The sequence below is a fragment of the Pseudomonas sp. NY11955 genome (assembly GCF_048068035.1).
In the GTDB taxonomy this organism is placed as follows: domain Bacteria; phylum Pseudomonadota; class Gammaproteobacteria; order Pseudomonadales; family Pseudomonadaceae; genus Aquipseudomonas.
This window is the reverse complement of record NZ_JBLUPS010000009.1, coordinates 136,455-153,608: the sequence shown is the minus strand read 5'-3', so window position 1 is coordinate 153,608 and position 17,154 is coordinate 136,455. Positions and strand designations below refer to the sequence as shown.

Here is a 17,154-nt window from a genome sequence, read left to right as displayed (position 1 = left end):
CGAAACGATGCATTGCACAATGTTATAAAGTAACAATACAATTTCGCCAAGCCGTTCTCGACGGACGCGTGCTCACCGGGGATGAAACATGAATCTGCCACTCGTCATGGCGTTGCTGTTGCTCGCCATGCCCACTTCGTTGTTGGCCATGCCACAAAACCGTACGTTGGCGCTTTGTACGCGAAGCGCGACGCTGCTCGCCTGCCACGACGGCAAAGGCAGTTACTACAGTGTTCGTACCGAAGGCAGCACGTTCTACCTGCGTGGCTACGACTTCGACAGCCAACGTCTGTGGGCACAAACCAACAGCCGCTACGGCACGTTGACCTTTTTTACCGGCCTGGCCAGCGATGGTGAGGCTTGGGTGGGTTACAGCCGCCGCGTTGGCTGGACCACCTTGAACCGCGTATCCAGTTCCAGCGGGCAGCGCTTCAATCTGCATTGCAGCTTGATCGGAGGCTGCCGTTGATGCCCCCTTTTGTTTGGAAAGCCAAATGACCCAGCTCAAGCTCCCCGACATCGCCGCACAAACCCAGGCTTACGCCCTGCCGTTGAATTGGGTTGGCATGTGCGGCATCGCCCTACCTGTGCAATTCGAGGGGCGCACCGCCGCAGCCAAAGTCGATGTTGGGGTCAGCCTGGTAGACGGCAGTTCACGCGGTATACACATGTCGCGGCTCTACCTTGCGCTGGAGTCATTGGAACACCAGCCACTCACACCGCTGGCGATCAGGCAGCTTCTGGCCAATTTTCTGAGCAGCCACGAAAGCCTTTCCTCAGCAGCCTATCTGCGACTCAGCTTCGAGCATCTGCTGAAAAGGCCCGCTTTGATCAGCCCATTGGCAGGTTGGAAAAGCTATGCCGTAACGGTCGACGCCAGGATCGAAAATGAAATGTTCCACGTGGAACTATCTGTTTGCGTGCCTTACTCCTCGACTTGCCCATGCTCGGCTGCACTTGCACGGCAGTTGATTCAGCAGCAGTTTCAGGCGCATTTCAGCGAGCAGCAGATTGATAAGTCTGCAGTACTGCAATGGCTTGGCAGCGCCGAAGGGATCGTTGCCACGCCCCATAGCCAACGCAGTACCGCACAGGTTCAGATAAGGCTGCGCAGCAATCAGCAGATGTTGCCAATCACCGAATTGATCGACCGCATTGAAGCCAGCTTGGGAACGGCAGTGCAGACCGCGGTAAAGCGTGCGGATGAACAAGCCTTCGCTTTGGCCAACGGGCAGAACTTGATGTTCTGTGAAGACGCCGCACGACGCTTGCATAGCGCACTACGGCAAATCGAATGGAGTACGGCGTTCAAGCTGCGTGTGGAACATGCAGAGAGCCTGCATGCCCACGACGCTGTTGCCACCAGCCAGTGGCAATGGGATATCAGCTGCGCGGTTTGACCGCCCCGCAGTCATTCCCCAACCACACCGCACGGGTGTTCATGCTGCCTTGCTGCTGCACACCCGATGCGTTGAACGTGCCACTGACCTGAGTGGTGAATTCTCGATCGCTGAGGAATGTAGCCTGGCCACTGCCCTGTGCCTTAGGGCAGCTGAACTGGAACTTCCACACATTCCCTGTACGGTCGGTAATCTTCTGAGTGCAACCTGACTTCGGGTCCTGCAGCGGGATGTCGTTGGTTGCCACCTGCTCTGGCGTCAGGCACGAACGAACGCCCTTGCCGCCAACGCTTACCCCTTGTTTGGCCAACACCCCTTCCATCATTGCGCGCTGTTCTGGCGGCAGGTTCTTCAACTGGCCAAGCATGAATTCCATGTCGGGTAGCGGCTTGCCATCGACCTGCATGTTGCTGGTGGTCAGCTCCCACAAGCCTGGTTGCAGCATTTGGGCATGCACCAGCGGGCTGCTCATACCTAGGGCCAACGCCAACAGTGGCAGACGAATCTTCATGGACGAACGCTCCTGGAAAAAAGCCGGCCAAGCGGGCCGGGCTGAGCCTTAGACGCCAAATCCACCTGCGGGTTGCAAGGTGGACCGGGAACGTGTTCTGTTACCTCAAGTGTACTCGGCAAGCAGGATGCATATGGATTACCACAGCCCCTACTTCTTTGGTTACCTACTCGGCCTGATACATCTGCTGGGTATCGTCGCCGCACTGCACGCGGTGTTCACCGTACGCACTGCCCAAGGCGCGATTGCCTGGGCCATGCCTTTATTCTTCATCCCCTACCTCACCTTGATTCCCTATCTGGTCTTCGGTGCCCGATCGTTCTATGCCTATATCAAGGCGCGGCGCCAGGCCAACCAGGAAATGCACGTGGCCATGGCCAACCTCAACTGGCGGCCCTGGGTAGAAGAAGCCCTTACCGCCCGTGAGTCGGAAAGCTATGCAGCCTTGCGCGCCATGCCCAAGCTGGGCCGCATGCCATGCCTGGCAAACAACCAGGTCAAACTGCTGATCAATGGCAAGGCCACCTTCGATGCCATTTTCGCTGCCATCGAAAGGGCCCGCGATGTGGTGCTGGTGCAGTTCTTCATCATTCATGACGACACCCTCGGCAAGGCACTGCAGCAACTGCTGTTACGCAAAGCTACCGAGGGTGTGCAAGTGTTCGTGCTCTACGACCGTGTCGGCAGCCACGCCTTGCCGGCCAGTTACAGCCAGGTACTGCGTGAAGGAGGTGTGCAGATTCATGCCTTCGCCACCCGCCGCGGCTGGTTCAATCGTTTCCAGGTGAACTTCCGCAACCATCGCAAGATCGTGGTGGTGGATGGCCTGACCGGTTTCGTCGGTGGGCACAACGTGGGGGACGAGTACCTGGGCGAGCACCCGCAGCTGTCACCCTGGCGCGACACCCATGTGCAGGTCAGCGGACCGGTGCTGGCCTGCCTGCAGGAGTCGTTTGCCGAAGACTGGTACTGGGCCACCCGCCAGCTACCACCGCTGATCCTGCCCGATGCCTACCCGGACAACGGTGTGCTGTGCCAGGCCTTGGCCAGCGGCCCGGCAGACCCACAGGAAACCTGTTCGCTGTTCTTCCTTGAAGCGATCCATTCCGCCACCCGCAGGGTGTGGATTACCAGCCCCTACTTCATTCCTGACGAGGCCGTGTTCGCCGCCTTACGCCTGGCGGTATTGCGAGGGGTGGATGTGCGAGTGCTGATTCCGTCTCGGCCTGACCACCGCATCGTCTATGCCGCCTCCAGCCTGTTCGCCTTTGAAGCGGTTCGCGCGGGGGTTCGCATGTTTCGTTACCAGCCGGGGTTCCTGCATCAGAAGGTAGTGTTGGTGGATGACGACGTCAGTGCCATTGGCAGTGCCAACCTGGACAACCGCTCGTTCCGCCTGAACTTCGAGATTACGCTGCTGACGGTCGATCGCAACTTTGCCGACCAGGTCGAACACATGCTGAACGATGACTTTGAACTGGCGCGGGAAATTACTGCTGAGGACAGTCGGGACACTCATCGGCTACAGCAATTGGGGATGCGGATTGCGCGGCTGATCTCGCCGATTCTTTAAGGCAAGCACAGAACCTGTAGGAGCAGCCTTGTGCTGCGAAGAGGCCGGTACCGCCAAAGACCATCTTCGGCTGCATTGGCCTCTTCGCAGCACAAGGCTGCTCCTACAAAGTGACGCGGTAGCCTGAAGACAGTTTCAGCGATACAGGTCTTCGCGCGTCCACGGCAAATTATGGTGCCCATCGGCGAACGGCTTCACTGCCAATATCTGGTGCAGGTTGATCCAGCCCTTCTGGAACGCGTAGGCACAGCCGGCCAGGTACAAACGCCAAATGCGCAGGGTCTTCTCAGGTACCAGCGCCGCCGCCTTGTGCAACTGGTTCTCCAGGTTCTCGCTCCAGTGGTGCAGGGTCTTGGCGTAGTGAAGGCGCAGGCTTTCGACATCCACCACTTCCAACCCCGCTTCACAGATACTGGCACTGATCATCGACAGATGCGGCAGCTCGCCGTGGGGGAATACATAGCGGTCGATGAACTCACCAGCACCCCGCCCGACCGGTCGGCCATCGACGTGCTTGGCAGTGATGCCGTGGTTCATCACCAGCCCCCCTTCCCTCACCGCGCCGAACAGCTTCTGGCAGTACAACGCCAGGTTGGCATGCCCGACATGTTCGAACATGCCCACACTGACAACCTTGTCGAAGCGGCCGTCCTGGGGCAAGTCGCGGTAGTCGAGGATCTGCAAGTCGACCTTGTCGGCCAAGCCTTCGGCCTTGACGCGCTGACGACCCAGCTTGAGCTGCTCCTTGCTCAAGGTAATGCCGAACACCTTGGCGCCGTACTCGCGGGCAGCAAAACGCGCCAGCCCACCCCAGCCGCAGCCAACGTCGAGCAGGTAGTCGCCGGCCTCCAGGCGCAGCTTGCGGCACAAGTGGTCGAACTTGTCCTGCTGCGCCTGGTCGAGCGTGTTGTCCGGCTCGCGGAAGTAGGCGCATGAGTAGGCCATGTCCTGATCCAGCCACAGTTGGTAGAACGCGTTCGACACGTCATAGTGGTAGGAGATGGCTTCGGCGTCAGTGCTCTTGTCGTGGGCAAGCCTTTGCGGCAGCACGTCTTCCTCGCCAGCCAGCAATGCTTCGCTCAGCTCATCGCACACGCGGATGGCCTCGCCAATATCACCTTCCAGCTCCAGTTTGCCTTCGACGAATGCGGTGCCCAGTTGGTCCATGCTTGGGTGGGTCAACTGGCTGATCAGCTGTGGCTCCTTGACCAGGATGGTGACCTGCGGGCTTGGCCCCAGATCGAACTGGTTACCGTCCCACAGTTTCAGCCGCAGCGGCAGATGCAGGCTCTGCAAAGCCGGTGGAAGTTGAGCAAGCATGAACAACCCTCCTATCCCTAATTGGCTACGACGCCTGATATTTCGAACGTCGCCGGAACAGAGTAGTTCATTGGTGGGATGTTTCCTCTAAACAAGACCATGGTCTAGAACCAACTGATCTTATCCACGCACTAGATTGTATACAATCTTCGCTTCTCAGCTTACCCTTGTGCCCTCTCGCGCTTCTACATCCTGGAGTTGAACCCATGAAATCCTATGACGTGGTGATCATCGGCGGTGGCCCTGGCGGCTACAACGCAGCCATCCGCGCTGGCCAGCTGGGCCTGAGCGTAGCCTGCGTGGAAGGCCGCTCGACCTTGGGCGGTACCTGCCTGAACGTCGGCTGCATGCCATCCAAGGCACTGCTGCATGCTTCCGAGCTCTACGAAGCCGCCAGCGGTGACGAGTTCGCCCACCTCGGTATCGAGGTCAAGCCCACCCTCAACCTCGCCCAGATGATGAAGCAGAAGGACGAGAGCGTGACCGGCCTGACCAAGGGCATCGAGTACCTGTTCCGCAAGAACAAAGTCGACTGGATCAAAGGCTGGGGCCGCCTGGACGGCGTCGGCAAGGTAGTGGTCAAAGCCGAAGACGGCAGCGAAACTGCGCTGCAGGCCAAGGACATCGTCATTGCCACCGGCTCCGAGCCCACTCCCCTGCCAGGCGTGACCATCGACAACCAGCGCATCATCGACTCGACCGGCGCGCTGTCGCTGCCGCAAGTACCAAAGCACCTGGTCGTCATCGGTGCCGGCGTGATCGGCCTTGAGCTGGGTTCGGTCTGGCGCCGCCTGGGTAGCCAGGTCACGGTCATCGAGTACCTCGACCGCATCTGCCCAGGCACCGACACGGAAACCGCCAAGACCCTGCAGAAGGCACTCGCCAAGCAAGGCATGGTGTTCAAGCTCGGCAGCAAAGTAACCCAGGCCACGGCAAGTGCCGATGGTGTGAGCCTGACGCTGGAGCCTGCCGCCGGCGGCACTGCAGAATCGCTGCAGGCCGATTACGTGTTGGTGGCTATCGGCCGTCGCCCTTATACCAAAGGGCTGAACCTTGAAAGCGTGGGCCTGGAAACCGACAAGCGCGGAATGCTCGGTAACGAGCACCACCGCACTTCAGTGCCAGGTGTGTGGGTGATTGGTGACGTCACGTCCGGCCCGATGCTGGCGCACAAGGCCGAAGACGAAGCGGTGGCCTGCATCGAGCGCATCGCCGGCAAGCCCCACGAGGTCAACTACAACCTTATCCCTGGCGTGATCTACACCCGCCCGGAGCTGGCCACCGTGGGCAAGACCGAAGAGCAGCTCAAGGCCGAAGGGCGTGCCTACAAGGTCGGCAAGTTCCCATTCACCGCCAACAGCCGCGCCAAGATCAACCATGAGACCGAAGGCTTCGCCAAGGTCATTGCCGATGCCCAAACCGATGAAGTACTGGGCGTGCACCTGGTGGGCCCAAGCGTCAGCGAAATGATTGGTGAGTTCTGCGTGGCCATGGAGTTCTCGGCCTCGGCAGAAGACATCGCCCTCACCTGCCACCCTCACCCGACCCGCTCCGAGGCCCTGCGCCAGGCTGCGATGAATGTGGACGGCATGGCGATGCAGATCTGAACGCAGCCGTTAGCCGCGCAGACCATTCAGGATCAAGCCCCAGGAGACCAAACTAGTACGGCCATAGGTTGTGAAACAGGGGCCGGGTCATCGGTGTGGGTGCGCTAGCTCCTAGTTATCAGAAAGAAAAAGCCCTCCACGTGGAGGGCTTTCGATGGATTAAAAGAATCAGAACTCTCTCGGCCAAGCTCATACGGACTACCCCCACTTGAGTCCTGTACTGGTAACGGTTCCGTGGCATAGATATCATCGCTAGCTATTCTCGAAAGTGCGAGCTGATGTCGATTTTGCAAAACCATCGCAAGGCTTTCGCACGGCTGATCATGCGCTGCCTGGTCGACCGTCAGTTGGCATCTCGCAACGTTGCCCATCCCCTGCATATTGTGCTTCCCCGCTGGGACGCCAAACTGGGCGATGCGATCGTTTCTTCATTCTTTTTCCGCGAGGCACGCAAGCTTGGAGCTCGGGTCACTGTGCTCACGGTACCGGAGCTGGCCAACATACATCGGCTCGATTTCGGCGTTGATCGGGTCATCACCGTCGCTAGCACGCCCACGCTGACCAGCTTGGGCCCGCTGGTACGAGAATTGGGATCGGTCGATGTGTTTGTCCATCTCGTTGGCCGTATCCAACCCCTTGAGATGCTGTTCATCCGCTTGCTTAAGCCCGCCAGGGTCTACTCGCTGGATGATGCCTTGCAATGCGTCAGCGGCAAGCTGGGTGAAGCTACCGCGCAGCTCAATGTGGTCGAGCGCTACACCCGGGTCCTGCTTGACCTTGGTGCAACTCAGATTAACCGCGACTATATCGTCCCGCTCCCCGATCGGCAGGGCGGCAACACGGTTGCGCACATCCTGGTCAACCCCTATGCCAGCCGACCTGATAAAAGCCTTGGGTTCGCCAGAGCACTCTCGCTGGTCCGCGCCCTGGCGAATGCCTGGCCGCAGCTCCATATCGGCATTCTGTGCAGCCCGGCCAGCCGTGTCGAGGCACTGCAGCTGGAGCACGCCATTGCCCGCTGTAACGTCCGGACACTGGTCGAACTGGATACGCCCCGCGCGGTCGCGGGTGCCATCGAGCAATCCAGAGTTGTTGTCAGTGTCGATACGGCCATCGTGCACATGGCTGCAGGACTGAAGGCGGCATTGGTCGCGATCTATCCAGCGAGCAACTCTTTCAATCCTTGGCTGCCGCCGCTTTCCCCTCAAATCCGGGTTGTGTTCAGCGGCCAGAAACCCACTGAATCTCCGCCCCCCGGCAGAAAGAACATGAATGAATTCACTAATGTCGACGTGATCAAACCCGTTGCTGAACTGCTCCAGGAGTCGATCGCTGCGACCCTCGTAGTGGATGCGCAGATCGTTTCCGGCCTGGGCGTGGCCACTGGCACCCTGGCCCGCCAGTTGCCCATGATTAGCCGGTCCTTTCCTGAAGTCGCCGCGTGCCATCCGGGCACGTTGAATCTGCAACTGTCACGGCCGCTGCGTTTGATCCATCCTCATCACCGCAGCGCGCCGCTGGCGTGGACACCGAGCGGTCGTACCAGGGAGGTATTCGACCTACTGCGCGTCCAGTTGGAGTTCGACCACCTTGCCCATCGCGTGCCGGCCTGGCTGTACGTCGCCCATGGCTCGCCACACCGGCAGAACCCGATGTTGCATGAGGTGATCGCTACTCGTCTGGAGCTAAACGGCGCCAAACGTTGCCGCATGCACTTACCGGCGCACGCGGTGGATCTGGCTTGACCCCTCAGCCGCAGCGTTCGATCAAGCGCTCACACTCGCCCAGCCAATAGCCACGGTCGGGTTCGATATGCAGGAAGATGCGGGACAGCAGGGTTCCTCCACCAAGGAACTCCGCCACCGATTCATCCCGTGTCGCTGTCCGCTTGAACCAAGTGTTGTACAGTTTCAGTAGGCTTACGTCGCGGAGCAGGAAGTCGCTCACGCCAATGTCCGTGCGCCTCATCACCGCGCAACTGCCGAAGTTGTACAGCGGTCGGTAACCCGGGTCGCACACCGAGGGCGAAATTGGCACCAACTGGTGCGGCGACTTGGCGACAATGTCCTTGATCTCTCCTGGGTTGCCCCAGGCATGAGTCTCGGCAGCGAGCCCTGTCGCCAGTGCCTTCGCGAGATGATCATTTCCCGGCAATGAAGCGAACAGGCATTCGCTGTGCCAGTGCAGGCGCTCATCGAGCCCAGTCGGGAACAGCAGCGAGGTCGGGTCGCGTAGCAGGATGCTGTCTGCGTCGATCCAGGCCCCGCCATGGCGATGAACATAGGCCATGCGGATGAAGTCGCTCCTGGCAACGATCGCCTCAATCTCCTTGTCCATACTGAAGGTCAGCGGCTCGAAGCGCCAGTCTTTGCCGAGGATAGAAGCATCTATGCAACACTCCAGGCTGTCCGGGGTTAACAGGGTGAATTTGCTCCCCAGCGCCCGCTGCATGGAGACCAGGGCCAAGGCAATCCACGGTGGCATGCTTTGCCCCGCAGCCGTTTCCCAATAACTCACGTAGTTCACACGCACAACAGGGGCCTCTCTGCCGCCACCCTGCCACTGCCTAGCAGCCCGAGGTCCTCCAAGTAATGACGTAGTAGCGTCAGCGAAGGTATGCATTCGGCCTGGCGCATGAACTCGTTTCCCAGAGCCGCCTTGTACAGCCGCAACCAATTGGCCGCCGGCACCCGCCGCAGGAATGCCGGCAAGGCTTGGAAATTGTCCGTTGAAAACAGTAGACGCAACGTGCGCAGGATCGGTTGGAAATCCTCGGCCCCTAGCAGGGTGGCTAATGTGTTATCCAGCTGATGGCTGATTTCCACCCTGTTCAGGCGCTCCTCGACGGTGGCATCTGCCAGGGCAAACCGCGGATCGATGGCAACTGGGTAGATCGCCTGGAACGAGCGGGCACCGGCTAGCAGGGACTCACGCATCACCTTGTCGGCAGTCGATCCGGTCACCAGCACATCATCGCCAAAAATGACGTGCACACCGCTCCAGCGATAGAAGTTCTCCGCAGGAATTACATGGTCCTGGACAAGATTGACGCGCTCGCGCTCCTCAGTACTCAAGCTTGCGTAGTTCTCACAAGGAGGCGCTATACGCGGCAGCTTGACGTTGATAAGGGTAGGCAGCCCCATATGGGCAAGCTTGACGTTTATCTCCTCCACTACGATGTCGTAGAGCACATTGGCCGTCGAAGGCACGTTGCGCCAGCCAGTGGTCATTAGCACCACATTGTCATCGTTATCCCGTGCGCGGGTGAACAGCTGTGCCCAGTGCGATGCTGGGACATCCAACTGCCGCTCCAAATAGTTGATCACCTGACCGGCGAGAAAACGGATGTCCTTCTGGCTGCCGTACTTGGCACGACTGTAGATGGCCGTCAGTTCGCAGGCGCTTGTGCCACTGCTCATGTCGAGAAATCGCTCGGTGCCATCGGGCGTCAGGTGGTTCAGGGCATGACCGCCGAGCACCGCGACATAGCTGCCCATATCGATCAGGCCTTGCGCCAGCAAGCCGCCAGCGAACGCGCGCAGACCTCCATTCACGTCCTCCGCCTGAGGCCGGGCCACCGCCTCGCGAAAGCGCGCCAGCTGTTCGTCGACAGGCGCCGTGGCGAGTAGTTTCCAGTCATTCGATCGAGCGTTCACGGGATGATCCTTGTATCGGTGGCAGGCGAATGGCTGAAGAAGTCCAGGGGCATGTCGATGCGACGACGCCCTTCGAAGTAGCTGATTCGGCCTAGGCCTAGCGGTTGCAGTTCATCGACCAGGGTGCGGATGCCGGCTCCCGCGTCCAACGGATCGTGGGCGTCGGAACCTATGGTGAAGGCCGCGCCGTGGGCGATCAGTTGGGGCAGCAGGATACGTGATGGATAGCTCCAGACGCCCTGAACCTCACGCGTCGAACCGGGCAAAAGGCTCGACTTGCGAATGCCCGAGGCATTCAATTCGTAGGCCACACCATTACGAGCAAACAGCGGCAGCAGCGGCTCCATCCGGCGCAGCACTTCGTCTTCCGTCACCCCTCGCAGCAGCGTGTCGGCGTGCCCAACTGCATCGAACAACCCGCACTCCAGCAAGGCGTGCAGATGGGCAAAATAACGGTCGAGAAAGGCCGGAGACGACAGCCGCGACAACTCCCAGACCTTAGTCATAGGCTCGTCCGGCAACTCGACGTAGTGGATCGAGCCGATGGCGAAATCCAGCTCGTACCGGGCCAGCAACTCACGGTTGTAGGCATCCGCACCCGGCATGTAGTCGAATTCCAGTCCGCGCAGGATCTTGATTTGCCCCTGGTACTGCTGTCGTGCCCGCTCAATATCAGTGAAATAGCGCTCCAGTTCCGAATCCAGCAGGCGATTGTCGCTGTCCACCGGAAACGGAGCATGGTCAGTAATGGTGAGGATCTTCACCCCGACGGCGATTGACGCCCGCACTAACTCGTCCACCGTACCGACCGCATGTTTGGAATAGAAGGTATGGCTATGGGAGTCGATCATGCCGGCACCATCCGTTCCAACAGACCATCGTGATTAGCCAGTTCCTTGACCAGCCAATAAGGGTTGTTCGCCTTGCGCAGAATCTTGCGCACCAGTTCGATGTCGTCGAGACGCGCCAGCAAGTCCGTCAGCGGCTGGCTGTACAGGGCATGGACCAAGGGCGTGTCGCGTACATGGCTGGCCAGTCGCTCCCAGCCTATCCGATCGAAGTGAATATTGCCCAGGCGCTGATGCTCGATGCCGTACAGATAGACGTCACCATTAGGTTTCACCGTCAGGTCCATGCCATTGGCTTGGGGAGGCGGGTTGAGGCTGCCGAGGGTAAAGCGCTTGTTGACCCGGGCTTCGATTGCGTCGATGTAGCCATGCAGGTCCAGGTAACCGGGTGGCGTGTCGGCCGCCGGGTGGACGAGATTCTTGTAGTCGATGCTGAAGCGTTCCTCGCCGACCACCAGCGTATCGTCCAGGGCATTGCCCGCGACGATTACGGCGTCGAGGCCCCAGCGCGCCAGTTCCTGCCGAAGGTAGTCGCGGGTGAACTCCCGATCCGTGTCGATCGAGCGGAATGAGAAGCTCAGCCCTGCCGGTCTGTGTCGTCGCAAGTAATCCAGGCTGAACCCATGGGCCCGCCATTTCACCTTGTCGATATGGTGGCTGTCAGAGCTCAGACGGATATTGCAGGTGTCGCCGCGGCTGAGCACGATGCGATTGGTGGTGTTATAGAACTCCGCCATCTTCTCGTGGGGGAAGAAGCCGCTTGTGATGAACTCGAAACGCTTCCCGCCTTGGGAAAGCTCCAAAATCTCATGGAAGACTCTGGCGTTGTTGAGGGGTTCACCCTCTCCGCTGATAGAAATGCGCTTGACGTCCGGGGCATTGATCAGCGCCGCCAGATTCTCCCGGGCGAGGCTCGATAGCTCCATGCTCATCCCCGTCTTGTGCTTGTCGGCGTACATGCAGAACGCGCAACCAATGCCGCAGATTTGGGTGATGTCGATGTACAGCAGGTGACCTTTCAGATCCATCTTTCTTGACTCGTAGCTAGCCTGCATGAGCAGCAGGCTTTGGATGCACATGACCAGTAGTCGCCGGTCGCGTAAGACCTCAGTGAGGCAGCAGTACCTGCAGTTGCGGGATCTGCACGGCGTCGCGATGGACCACTGCATGCAGCACCCGATCCTCTCGGACCGCGGCCATGTCTGGGTAATCGCTGTAGCGGTCGTTGCTGATCACGTAGGTCTCGACATCGAACTCCGCGGCGGCCAGCACTGGATGGTCGGCAGTGACAGTGGGCGGCATAACAAGTACCCGAGCCTGCGGAAACATGGCTTGGAGTGCGTTGTCGCTCATATCGAGCTGGCTGCGGATGCCCGGATCGAAGACCAAGGTCACTTCATAAGCCGTGGCCAGGTGAGGCACCAGTGCCTTGAGCACCACCAGACCGATGAAGCGCCGTTTACCCCCTGCTTCGTTCAGGTAGCAAAGATTGTTGCCATCTACAACCAGGTTACGGATTCTGTTTTCCAGCAGGCGTAGGGTGTCACGCAGGCGGCGTTCGCGTTTTTCCGCTTCCCGTTCCAGCTTGCGCTGATGAAACTGCCGGTCCTTCAACACTCTATCTGGACTGCGCTGCCCGGCACCAAAGCGCTCTTCACAATGGTCATGGACCATCCTTTTGTTTTGCGCGGTGTCCAACAGGTTGATGAAGCATTCAGCATCGACGATGTCACGCTCCGTCGCCTGCAACTGGTCATGCGTAGTTTTCCAATTGCGAAACACCTCTCCGGCCACCGCCTCCCAATGGGCGCTGGCCTTTCTCACTTCGTCGGCGACGCCCTGCAGGCGTTGCACGTCGCGCTCCAGTTGCATGATGGTGGCGTTGGCCTGCAATGAATCGAAGCCCCGGTATCGCTGCGAATTGGCACTCAGGCGCCGCTCCTCCCGTTCGCTTTCGCCAAGCCCGGAAACCAAGCCCTCTTGCCGGTTCTTGAACTGCGACAGCCGCTCCTGCAGAGTGCTGACCTGGCGCTCGGCCACGCGCCGCTCACTGGAAAACCAGTGCATAGGCGACCAGCCCGCTTCGGCAACGCCCCTGGCACTATTCAGCTCAGCGTGGCAAGCCTTGATGCTCAGTTCGACTCTGGCAAGCTGCTCCCGCGCGGCGATAGTTTCCCGTTGCACCTGAGCGAGCCTGGTATGGTTGCTCTCGTGCTCGAATCTCTCGAACCAGTCGAGGTCGGTACGCAGGCTCTGGATGTTTGCATTGATATTGATGATCTCCCCCTCGAGGGACACCAGTCGCTTGGCGTGGTGGTTGCTGTACACGGTTCTCGCTCCTACTCAATCCATTGGTTCAGGCGGCGCTCTGCGCGGCGCGCTTGCCGGAGGCATGCACGGCTTTCGCCGCAAGGTTCAGCGCGACCACCGCGGCCGCGCCGGCGGCGAAGCAGATGACGTTGGTCAGTAGGAATTCGAATGGGGAAATTACTGGGTTCATGGACTCACTCCTTGATCATCTAATGTGCATCAGTCGCCTAGGCGTATCCCGCATTTGCCACAAAAGTTGGCGCCGGCCGCGACTACCGCATGGCAACCAGGACAGGTGGATTTGAGCAACATTTTCTGGCGCATATGGCCGATCTGGATCACGCAGGGCACGGTGACCCGATACGCCGGGCTGGCTAGGTCGAACGCCGTCCAGATCCCGGTTATGGCCCAGCCCACCGGGCCAGCCAGCACAGCAAGGCCACGGCCCAGGGTGCTGGAACCCGCCAGCATCACGCCACGCCCCACCAGGCTACTCATGGTCGCGCTGGCGACCACCGCCGCCACGTTGTAGGAAGCCAGCCCGGAGCTACCGAGTGAAGCCAGCAAGGCCGCCAATGCCCCAGGCCCCATGCCGGGTCGGTACGCCAGTCCGCCCAAAGATTCGAACAGTGTGCGGCGGTCTTCCTCGCTCATCCGTGCCAGGGACTGGGCGAATACCTTGGTGATGACCGCCATTTCCATTTCGGCGCAGCTGGCGCTCGCCTTGTTCTTCGCGCCGACGTGTCCGGCCACATCCGCCAGCAGCTCGCGGTACGGCACACCACTGCCGCCGCGGAAGAGGTTGACCAGCGAGTTGCCACCAAAGCGGGTGAGTTCCTCGGCGAAAATGGCCCCGGTCGACTCGTCGGAGCCCTTGTTTTTGGCAGTCATCAATTGACGACAGACTGAAGAGGAAAGGGAGATCCGACCCTTGCCGCTATCGGTGATCACATCTATCAGCAGGCCCATGTCGTCGGCGCTGGCACTCATCAATACATCGGCAAGATCGGGGTCGTGAATGATCGGCATCCCGGCAGTCCTTAGTGTTCGCTAGAAGAAGGATCGTGTGGCGTCGTCTGGCTGACCCAGGCGCCCGCTATCGCGGCCAACCACTTGCGTGGGCCGGATTTCGATATTTCGCGCAGCATCAGCGCATCGAGCTTGAGACAGGCGCGTCTGCGCCATTCATCGCGGGCATTGGCCCGAGCGACTTCCGGCGAGGCACCCACAATATTCGGACGGTGATCCGGATGGACCTTGCATTCGCGCAGGACCTTTTCCACCGGATTGGCCGCCTGAAGTCGCTCTTCTGCCTCCAGCTTGTGAGCCGCAGCCAAGTAATCGCCACTGTTGTCGATCGCGCTGGCCAACAGCGCCCAGTCCTGGGGGCGCATCAACAGGAAAGCAGGTGGCACACCGAGGGCCTCGGCAAGACGCTCGATAGTGCTCAGGTCCGGGTTGGCATCGCTACCTTGCGCTGGTGATTTCAAAGCCCGCAGCGTGCTACGGGCGATGCCCGTTTGCTGCTGGATATGCACCGCGGACAAAGGCCCCGGACCGTCGGCATTGTGTTGCGTGTCCCGCAGCGCACCTGCCACAGCGAGAACGGAGGATAGGTTGCGGCTAAACCATTGGCCAAGCGAAACCAGCGTGGGGGGAGGCGTGAGGATACTCATTGCCATCATCTCGCTATTAGATGATGGCACTTTAGTAACATTCCTGGCGTAGTTGAAGGCCCAAATGGAGCGCTGTCACTCCATTTTTACGTTTCCAAGACAATCACTGGAGCGCTGTCACTCCATTATCCTTTTGCGTGGGTAGATGAAGGAGTCCTTAAATGGCTGCGACAGCAGTCCCATAGGATTCTGATCCTGATTTTCCAGGCAACGTCGACGCCTCTAGCGGTTTTTCGGAGGCCCAGTTAAGCAGCAGATTCCTTCATGCGTACGACAGCGGAGTTACATCAGAACACGCCAATTCGAAGGAGGGGGAGATGACGCGGGGAGTCAGGTAGTATCGCCCGATGAAGGGAAGCGAGCGCTTCCCTTCTACCGGCGACAGTTTCAATTGTTCGACGAACGTCTTAATTCATTACTCGACAGTAACCGATTTGGCCAGGTTACGCGGCTGGTCAACGTCAGTACCCTTGAGCACGGCCACGTAATACGACAGCAACTGCAGCGGAATGGTGTACAGGATTGGTGCCAGCGCGTCAGCGATGTGCGGCACCTTGATCACGTGGGTGCCTTCGCCATTAGTCATGCCGGCCTGCTCGTCAGCGAACACTACCAGCTCACCACCACGGGCACGCACTTCCTGCAGGTTGGACTTCAGCTTCTCCAGCAGTTCGTTGTTCGGTGCAACGGTCACCACCGGCATGTCGTTGTCCACCAATGCCAATGGGCCGTGCTTCAGCTCACCGGCCGGGTAGGCTTCGGCGTGGATGTAGGAGATTTCCTTGAGCTTGAGCGCACCTTCCATCGCCACCGGGTACTGCGCACCACGGCCAAGGAACAGGGTGTGGTGCTTGTCGGCGAACAGCTCGGCGATTTTCTCGACGGTGGCATCCATGGCCAGGGCTTCGCCCAGGCGGGTCGGCAGGCGACGCAGTTCTTCAACCAGCTCGGCTTCGACACCCGCTTCCAGGGTACCGCGCACCTGGCCCAGGGCCAGGGTCAGCAGCATCAGCGAAACCAGCTGGGTGGTGAAGGCTTTGGTCGAAGCCACACCGATTTCCGGGCCGGCCAAGGTCAGCAGGGTCAGGTCCGACTCGCGTACCAGCGAGCTGATACCTACGTTGCAGATCGCCAGGCTGCCGAGGAAGCCCAGTTCCTTGGCATTGCGCAGCGCGGCCAGGGTATCGGCGGTTTCACCGGATTGCGAGATGGAGACAAACAGCGTGTCCGGCTGCACCACCACCTTGCGGTAACGGAATTCGCTGGCCACTTCCACCTGGCACGGGATGCCGGCCAGGCTTTCCAGCCAGTAACGGGCGACCATACCGGCGTGGTAGCTGGTACCACAGGCGACGATCTGCACGTTGCGCACCTTGGCGAACAGTTCGGCAGCCTTCGGGCCGAAGGCCTGGACCATCACGTTGTCCTTGCCCAGGCGGCCTTCCAGGGTGCGCTGCACCACACTTGGCTGCTCGTGAATTTCCTTGAGCATGAAGTGGCGATAGTTGCCTTTGTCGGCAGCTTCGGCGCCCTCGTGGTATTGCACGGTTTCGCGCTGGACCTTGTTGCCCTGCTGATCCCAGATGGACACCTGGTCACGACGGATTTCAGCGATGTCGCCTTCTTCCAGGTACATGAAGCGGTCGGTGACCTGACGCAGCGCCAGTTGGTCAGACGCCAGGAAGTTCTCACCCAGGCCCAGGCCGATGACCAGTGGGCTGCCGCTGCGTGCAGCTACCAGGCGGTCAGGCTGCTTGGCGCTGATCAACGCCAGGCCATAGGCACCGTGCAGGCGCTTCACCGCCGCTTTCAGCGCGTCGGCCAGGTCGGGAATGCTCTTGAGCGTGTGGTGGATCAGGTGAACGATAACCTCGGTGTCGGTCTGCGACGTGAAGACGTAGCCCAGGCCTTTGAGCTCTTCACGCAGCTCTTCGTGGTTTTCGATGATGCCGTTGTGCACCACGGCCACTTCATTGCCCGAGAAGTGCGGGTGGGCGTTGCCTTCGGTCGGCGCACCATGGGTAGCCCAACGGGTGTGGGCAATACCCAGCTGGCCCGCCAGTGGGTCGGCGGCAACGGCCGCTTCCAGTTCACTGACCTTGCCAATGCGGCGGCGGCGCTGCAGTTCACCGTTCTGGGTGAGTACGGCCAGGCCGGCGCTGTCGTACCCGCGGTACTCAAGACGCTTGAGGCCTTCGATCAGGATGGCTGTGATATTGCGCTCGGCGACGGCACCAACGATTCCACACATGT

General features: G+C 59.9%; 16 protein-coding genes. 5 read left to right on the top strand and 11 right to left on the bottom strand.

The genetic code is table 11. The features are described from left to right. Window positions 1–88 precede the first annotated feature (88 nt). Window positions 89–469, top strand: coding sequence for a glutamine synthetase (locus tag ACNFBR_RS18150; protein WP_416736182.1), 381 nt, complete (start codon window positions 89–91; stop codon window positions 467–469). A gap of 25 nt (window positions 470–494) precedes the next feature. Next, the gene (folE2, locus tag ACNFBR_RS18145) at window positions 495–1,400 is read left to right on the top strand and encodes a GTP cyclohydrolase FolE2 (RefSeq protein ID WP_416736181.1); all 906 of its coding nucleotides are present in this window, start codon (window positions 495–497) and stop codon (window positions 1,398–1,400) included. Here folE2 and ACNFBR_RS18140 read toward each other — a convergent pair. Continuing rightward, window positions 1,384–1,911 carry a DUF3617 domain-containing protein gene (locus tag ACNFBR_RS18140; protein WP_416736180.1) on the bottom strand — a complete coding sequence of 176 codons (528 nt, stop codon included), beginning with the start codon at window positions 1,909–1,911 and terminating at the stop codon, window positions 1,384–1,386. The two genes, folE2 and ACNFBR_RS18140, sit on opposite strands and share 17 nt — an antisense overlap. Before the next feature lie 133 nt (window positions 1,912–2,044). On the opposite strand from ACNFBR_RS18140, the gene cls reads away from it, so the two are divergent. Continuing rightward, window positions 2,045–3,484 (top strand): cardiolipin synthase, encoded by a 1,440-nt coding sequence (gene cls, locus ACNFBR_RS18135; protein ID WP_416736179.1) that lies wholly within the window; start codon window positions 2,045–2,047, stop codon window positions 3,482–3,484. Window positions 3,485–3,619: 135 nt separating this feature from the next. Here the strand turns inward: cls and cfaB are convergent, their stop codons facing one another. Then, entirely contained in the window at window positions 3,620–4,804 is a 1,185-nt protein-coding gene (gene cfaB, locus ACNFBR_RS18130) for a C17 cyclopropane fatty acid synthase CfaB (protein ID WP_416736178.1), read from the bottom strand. A gap of 206 nt (window positions 4,805–5,010) precedes the next feature. On the opposite strand from cfaB, the gene lpdA reads away from it, so the two are divergent. Both lpdA and ACNFBR_RS18120 read left to right on the top strand, forming a co-directional pair. Continuing rightward, complete coding sequence (lpdA, locus tag ACNFBR_RS18125; RefSeq protein ID WP_012274895.1) at window positions 5,011–6,411, top strand: dihydrolipoyl dehydrogenase; 1,401 nt, start codon at window positions 5,011–5,013, stop codon at window positions 6,409–6,411. 278 nt (window positions 6,412–6,689) lie between these two features. Then, a complete protein-coding gene (locus ACNFBR_RS18120; protein ID WP_416736177.1) occupies window positions 6,690–8,156 on the top strand; it encodes a glycosyltransferase family 9 protein in 1,467 nt (488 codons plus the stop codon). 4 nt (window positions 8,157–8,160) lie between these two features. On the opposite strand, the gene ACNFBR_RS18115 is transcribed toward ACNFBR_RS18120, so the two are convergent. The 9 genes from ACNFBR_RS18115 to glmS all read right to left on the bottom strand — a co-directional run bounded on the left by ACNFBR_RS18115 (window position 8,161) and on the right by glmS (window position 17,152). After that, entirely contained in the window at window positions 8,161–8,877 is a 717-nt protein-coding gene (locus ACNFBR_RS18115) for a glycosyltransferase (protein WP_416736176.1), read from the bottom strand. Window positions 8,878–8,933: 56 nt separating this feature from the next. Further along, entirely contained in the window at window positions 8,934–10,067 is a 1,134-nt protein-coding gene (locus ACNFBR_RS18110) for a hypothetical protein (protein ID WP_416736175.1), read from the bottom strand. Beyond that, a complete protein-coding gene (locus ACNFBR_RS18105; RefSeq protein WP_416736174.1) occupies window positions 10,064–10,918 on the bottom strand; it encodes a histidinol-phosphatase in 855 nt (284 codons plus the stop codon). Before ACNFBR_RS18105 ends, ACNFBR_RS18110 begins: the two co-directional genes overlap by 4 nt. Then, entirely contained in the window at window positions 10,915–11,943 is a 1,029-nt protein-coding gene (locus ACNFBR_RS18100) for a radical SAM protein (protein ID WP_416736173.1), read from the bottom strand. The genes ACNFBR_RS18105 and ACNFBR_RS18100 overlap by 4 nt, the downstream gene beginning before the upstream one ends. Before the next feature lie 79 nt (window positions 11,944–12,022). After that, window positions 12,023–13,243 (bottom strand): hypothetical protein, encoded by a 1,221-nt coding sequence (locus tag ACNFBR_RS18095; protein ID WP_416736172.1) that lies wholly within the window; start codon window positions 13,241–13,243, stop codon window positions 12,023–12,025. A 28-nt stretch (window positions 13,244–13,271) separates the two neighbouring features. Then, window positions 13,272–13,415, bottom strand: a complete 144-nt coding sequence (locus ACNFBR_RS18090; RefSeq protein ID WP_416736171.1) for a hypothetical protein — start codon at window positions 13,413–13,415, stop codon at window positions 13,272–13,274. Between the two features lie 29 nt (window positions 13,416–13,444). Further along, window positions 13,445–14,254 (bottom strand): hypothetical protein, encoded by an 810-nt coding sequence (locus ACNFBR_RS18085; RefSeq protein WP_416736170.1) that lies wholly within the window; start codon window positions 14,252–14,254, stop codon window positions 13,445–13,447. Window positions 14,255–14,265: 11 nt separating this feature from the next. Further along, window positions 14,266–14,901: an XRE family transcriptional regulator gene (locus tag ACNFBR_RS18080; RefSeq protein WP_416736169.1), complete on the bottom strand. Its 636-nt coding sequence runs from the start codon at window positions 14,899–14,901 to the stop codon at window positions 14,266–14,268. A gap of 415 nt (window positions 14,902–15,316) precedes the next feature. Next, window positions 15,317–17,152 carry a glutamine--fructose-6-phosphate transaminase (isomerizing) gene (gene glmS, locus ACNFBR_RS18075; RefSeq protein WP_416736168.1) on the bottom strand — a complete coding sequence of 612 codons (1,836 nt, stop codon included), beginning with the start codon at window positions 17,150–17,152 and terminating at the stop codon, window positions 15,317–15,319. Window positions 17,153–17,154: the final 2 nt, after the last annotated feature.

Coding starts and splice junctions, on each gene's coding strand:
- glmS (WP_416736168.1), bottom strand. CDS start 17,152: ATGTGTGGAATCGTTGGTGCCGTCGCCGAGCGCAATATCACAGCCATC.
- folE2 (WP_416736181.1), top strand. CDS start 495: ATGACCCAGCTCAAGCTCCCCGACATCGCCGCACAAACCCAGGCTTAC.
- cfaB (WP_416736178.1), bottom strand. CDS start 4,804: ATGCTTGCTCAACTTCCACCGGCTTTGCAGAGCCTGCATCTGCCGCTG.
- lpdA (WP_012274895.1), top strand. CDS start 5,011: ATGAAATCCTATGACGTGGTGATCATCGGCGGTGGCCCTGGCGGCTAC.
- ACNFBR_RS18150 (WP_416736182.1), top strand. CDS start 89: ATGAATCTGCCACTCGTCATGGCGTTGCTGTTGCTCGCCATGCCCACT.
- ACNFBR_RS18085 (WP_416736170.1), bottom strand. CDS start 14,254: ATGCCGATCATTCACGACCCCGATCTTGCCGATGTATTGATGAGTGCC.
- ACNFBR_RS18105 (WP_416736174.1), bottom strand. CDS start 10,918: ATGATCGACTCCCATAGCCATACCTTCTATTCCAAACATGCGGTCGGT.
- ACNFBR_RS18080 (WP_416736169.1), bottom strand. CDS start 14,901: ATGAGTATCCTCACGCCTCCCCCCACGCTGGTTTCGCTTGGCCAATGG.
- ACNFBR_RS18100 (WP_416736173.1), bottom strand. CDS start 11,943: ATGGATCTGAAAGGTCACCTGCTGTACATCGACATCACCCAAATCTGC.
- cls (WP_416736179.1), top strand. CDS start 2,045: ATGGATTACCACAGCCCCTACTTCTTTGGTTACCTACTCGGCCTGATA.
- ACNFBR_RS18140 (WP_416736180.1), bottom strand. CDS start 1,911: ATGAAGATTCGTCTGCCACTGTTGGCGTTGGCCCTAGGTATGAGCAGC.
- ACNFBR_RS18120 (WP_416736177.1), top strand. CDS start 6,690: ATGTCGATTTTGCAAAACCATCGCAAGGCTTTCGCACGGCTGATCATG.
- ACNFBR_RS18090 (WP_416736171.1), bottom strand. CDS start 13,415: ATGAACCCAGTAATTTCCCCATTCGAATTCCTACTGACCAACGTCATC.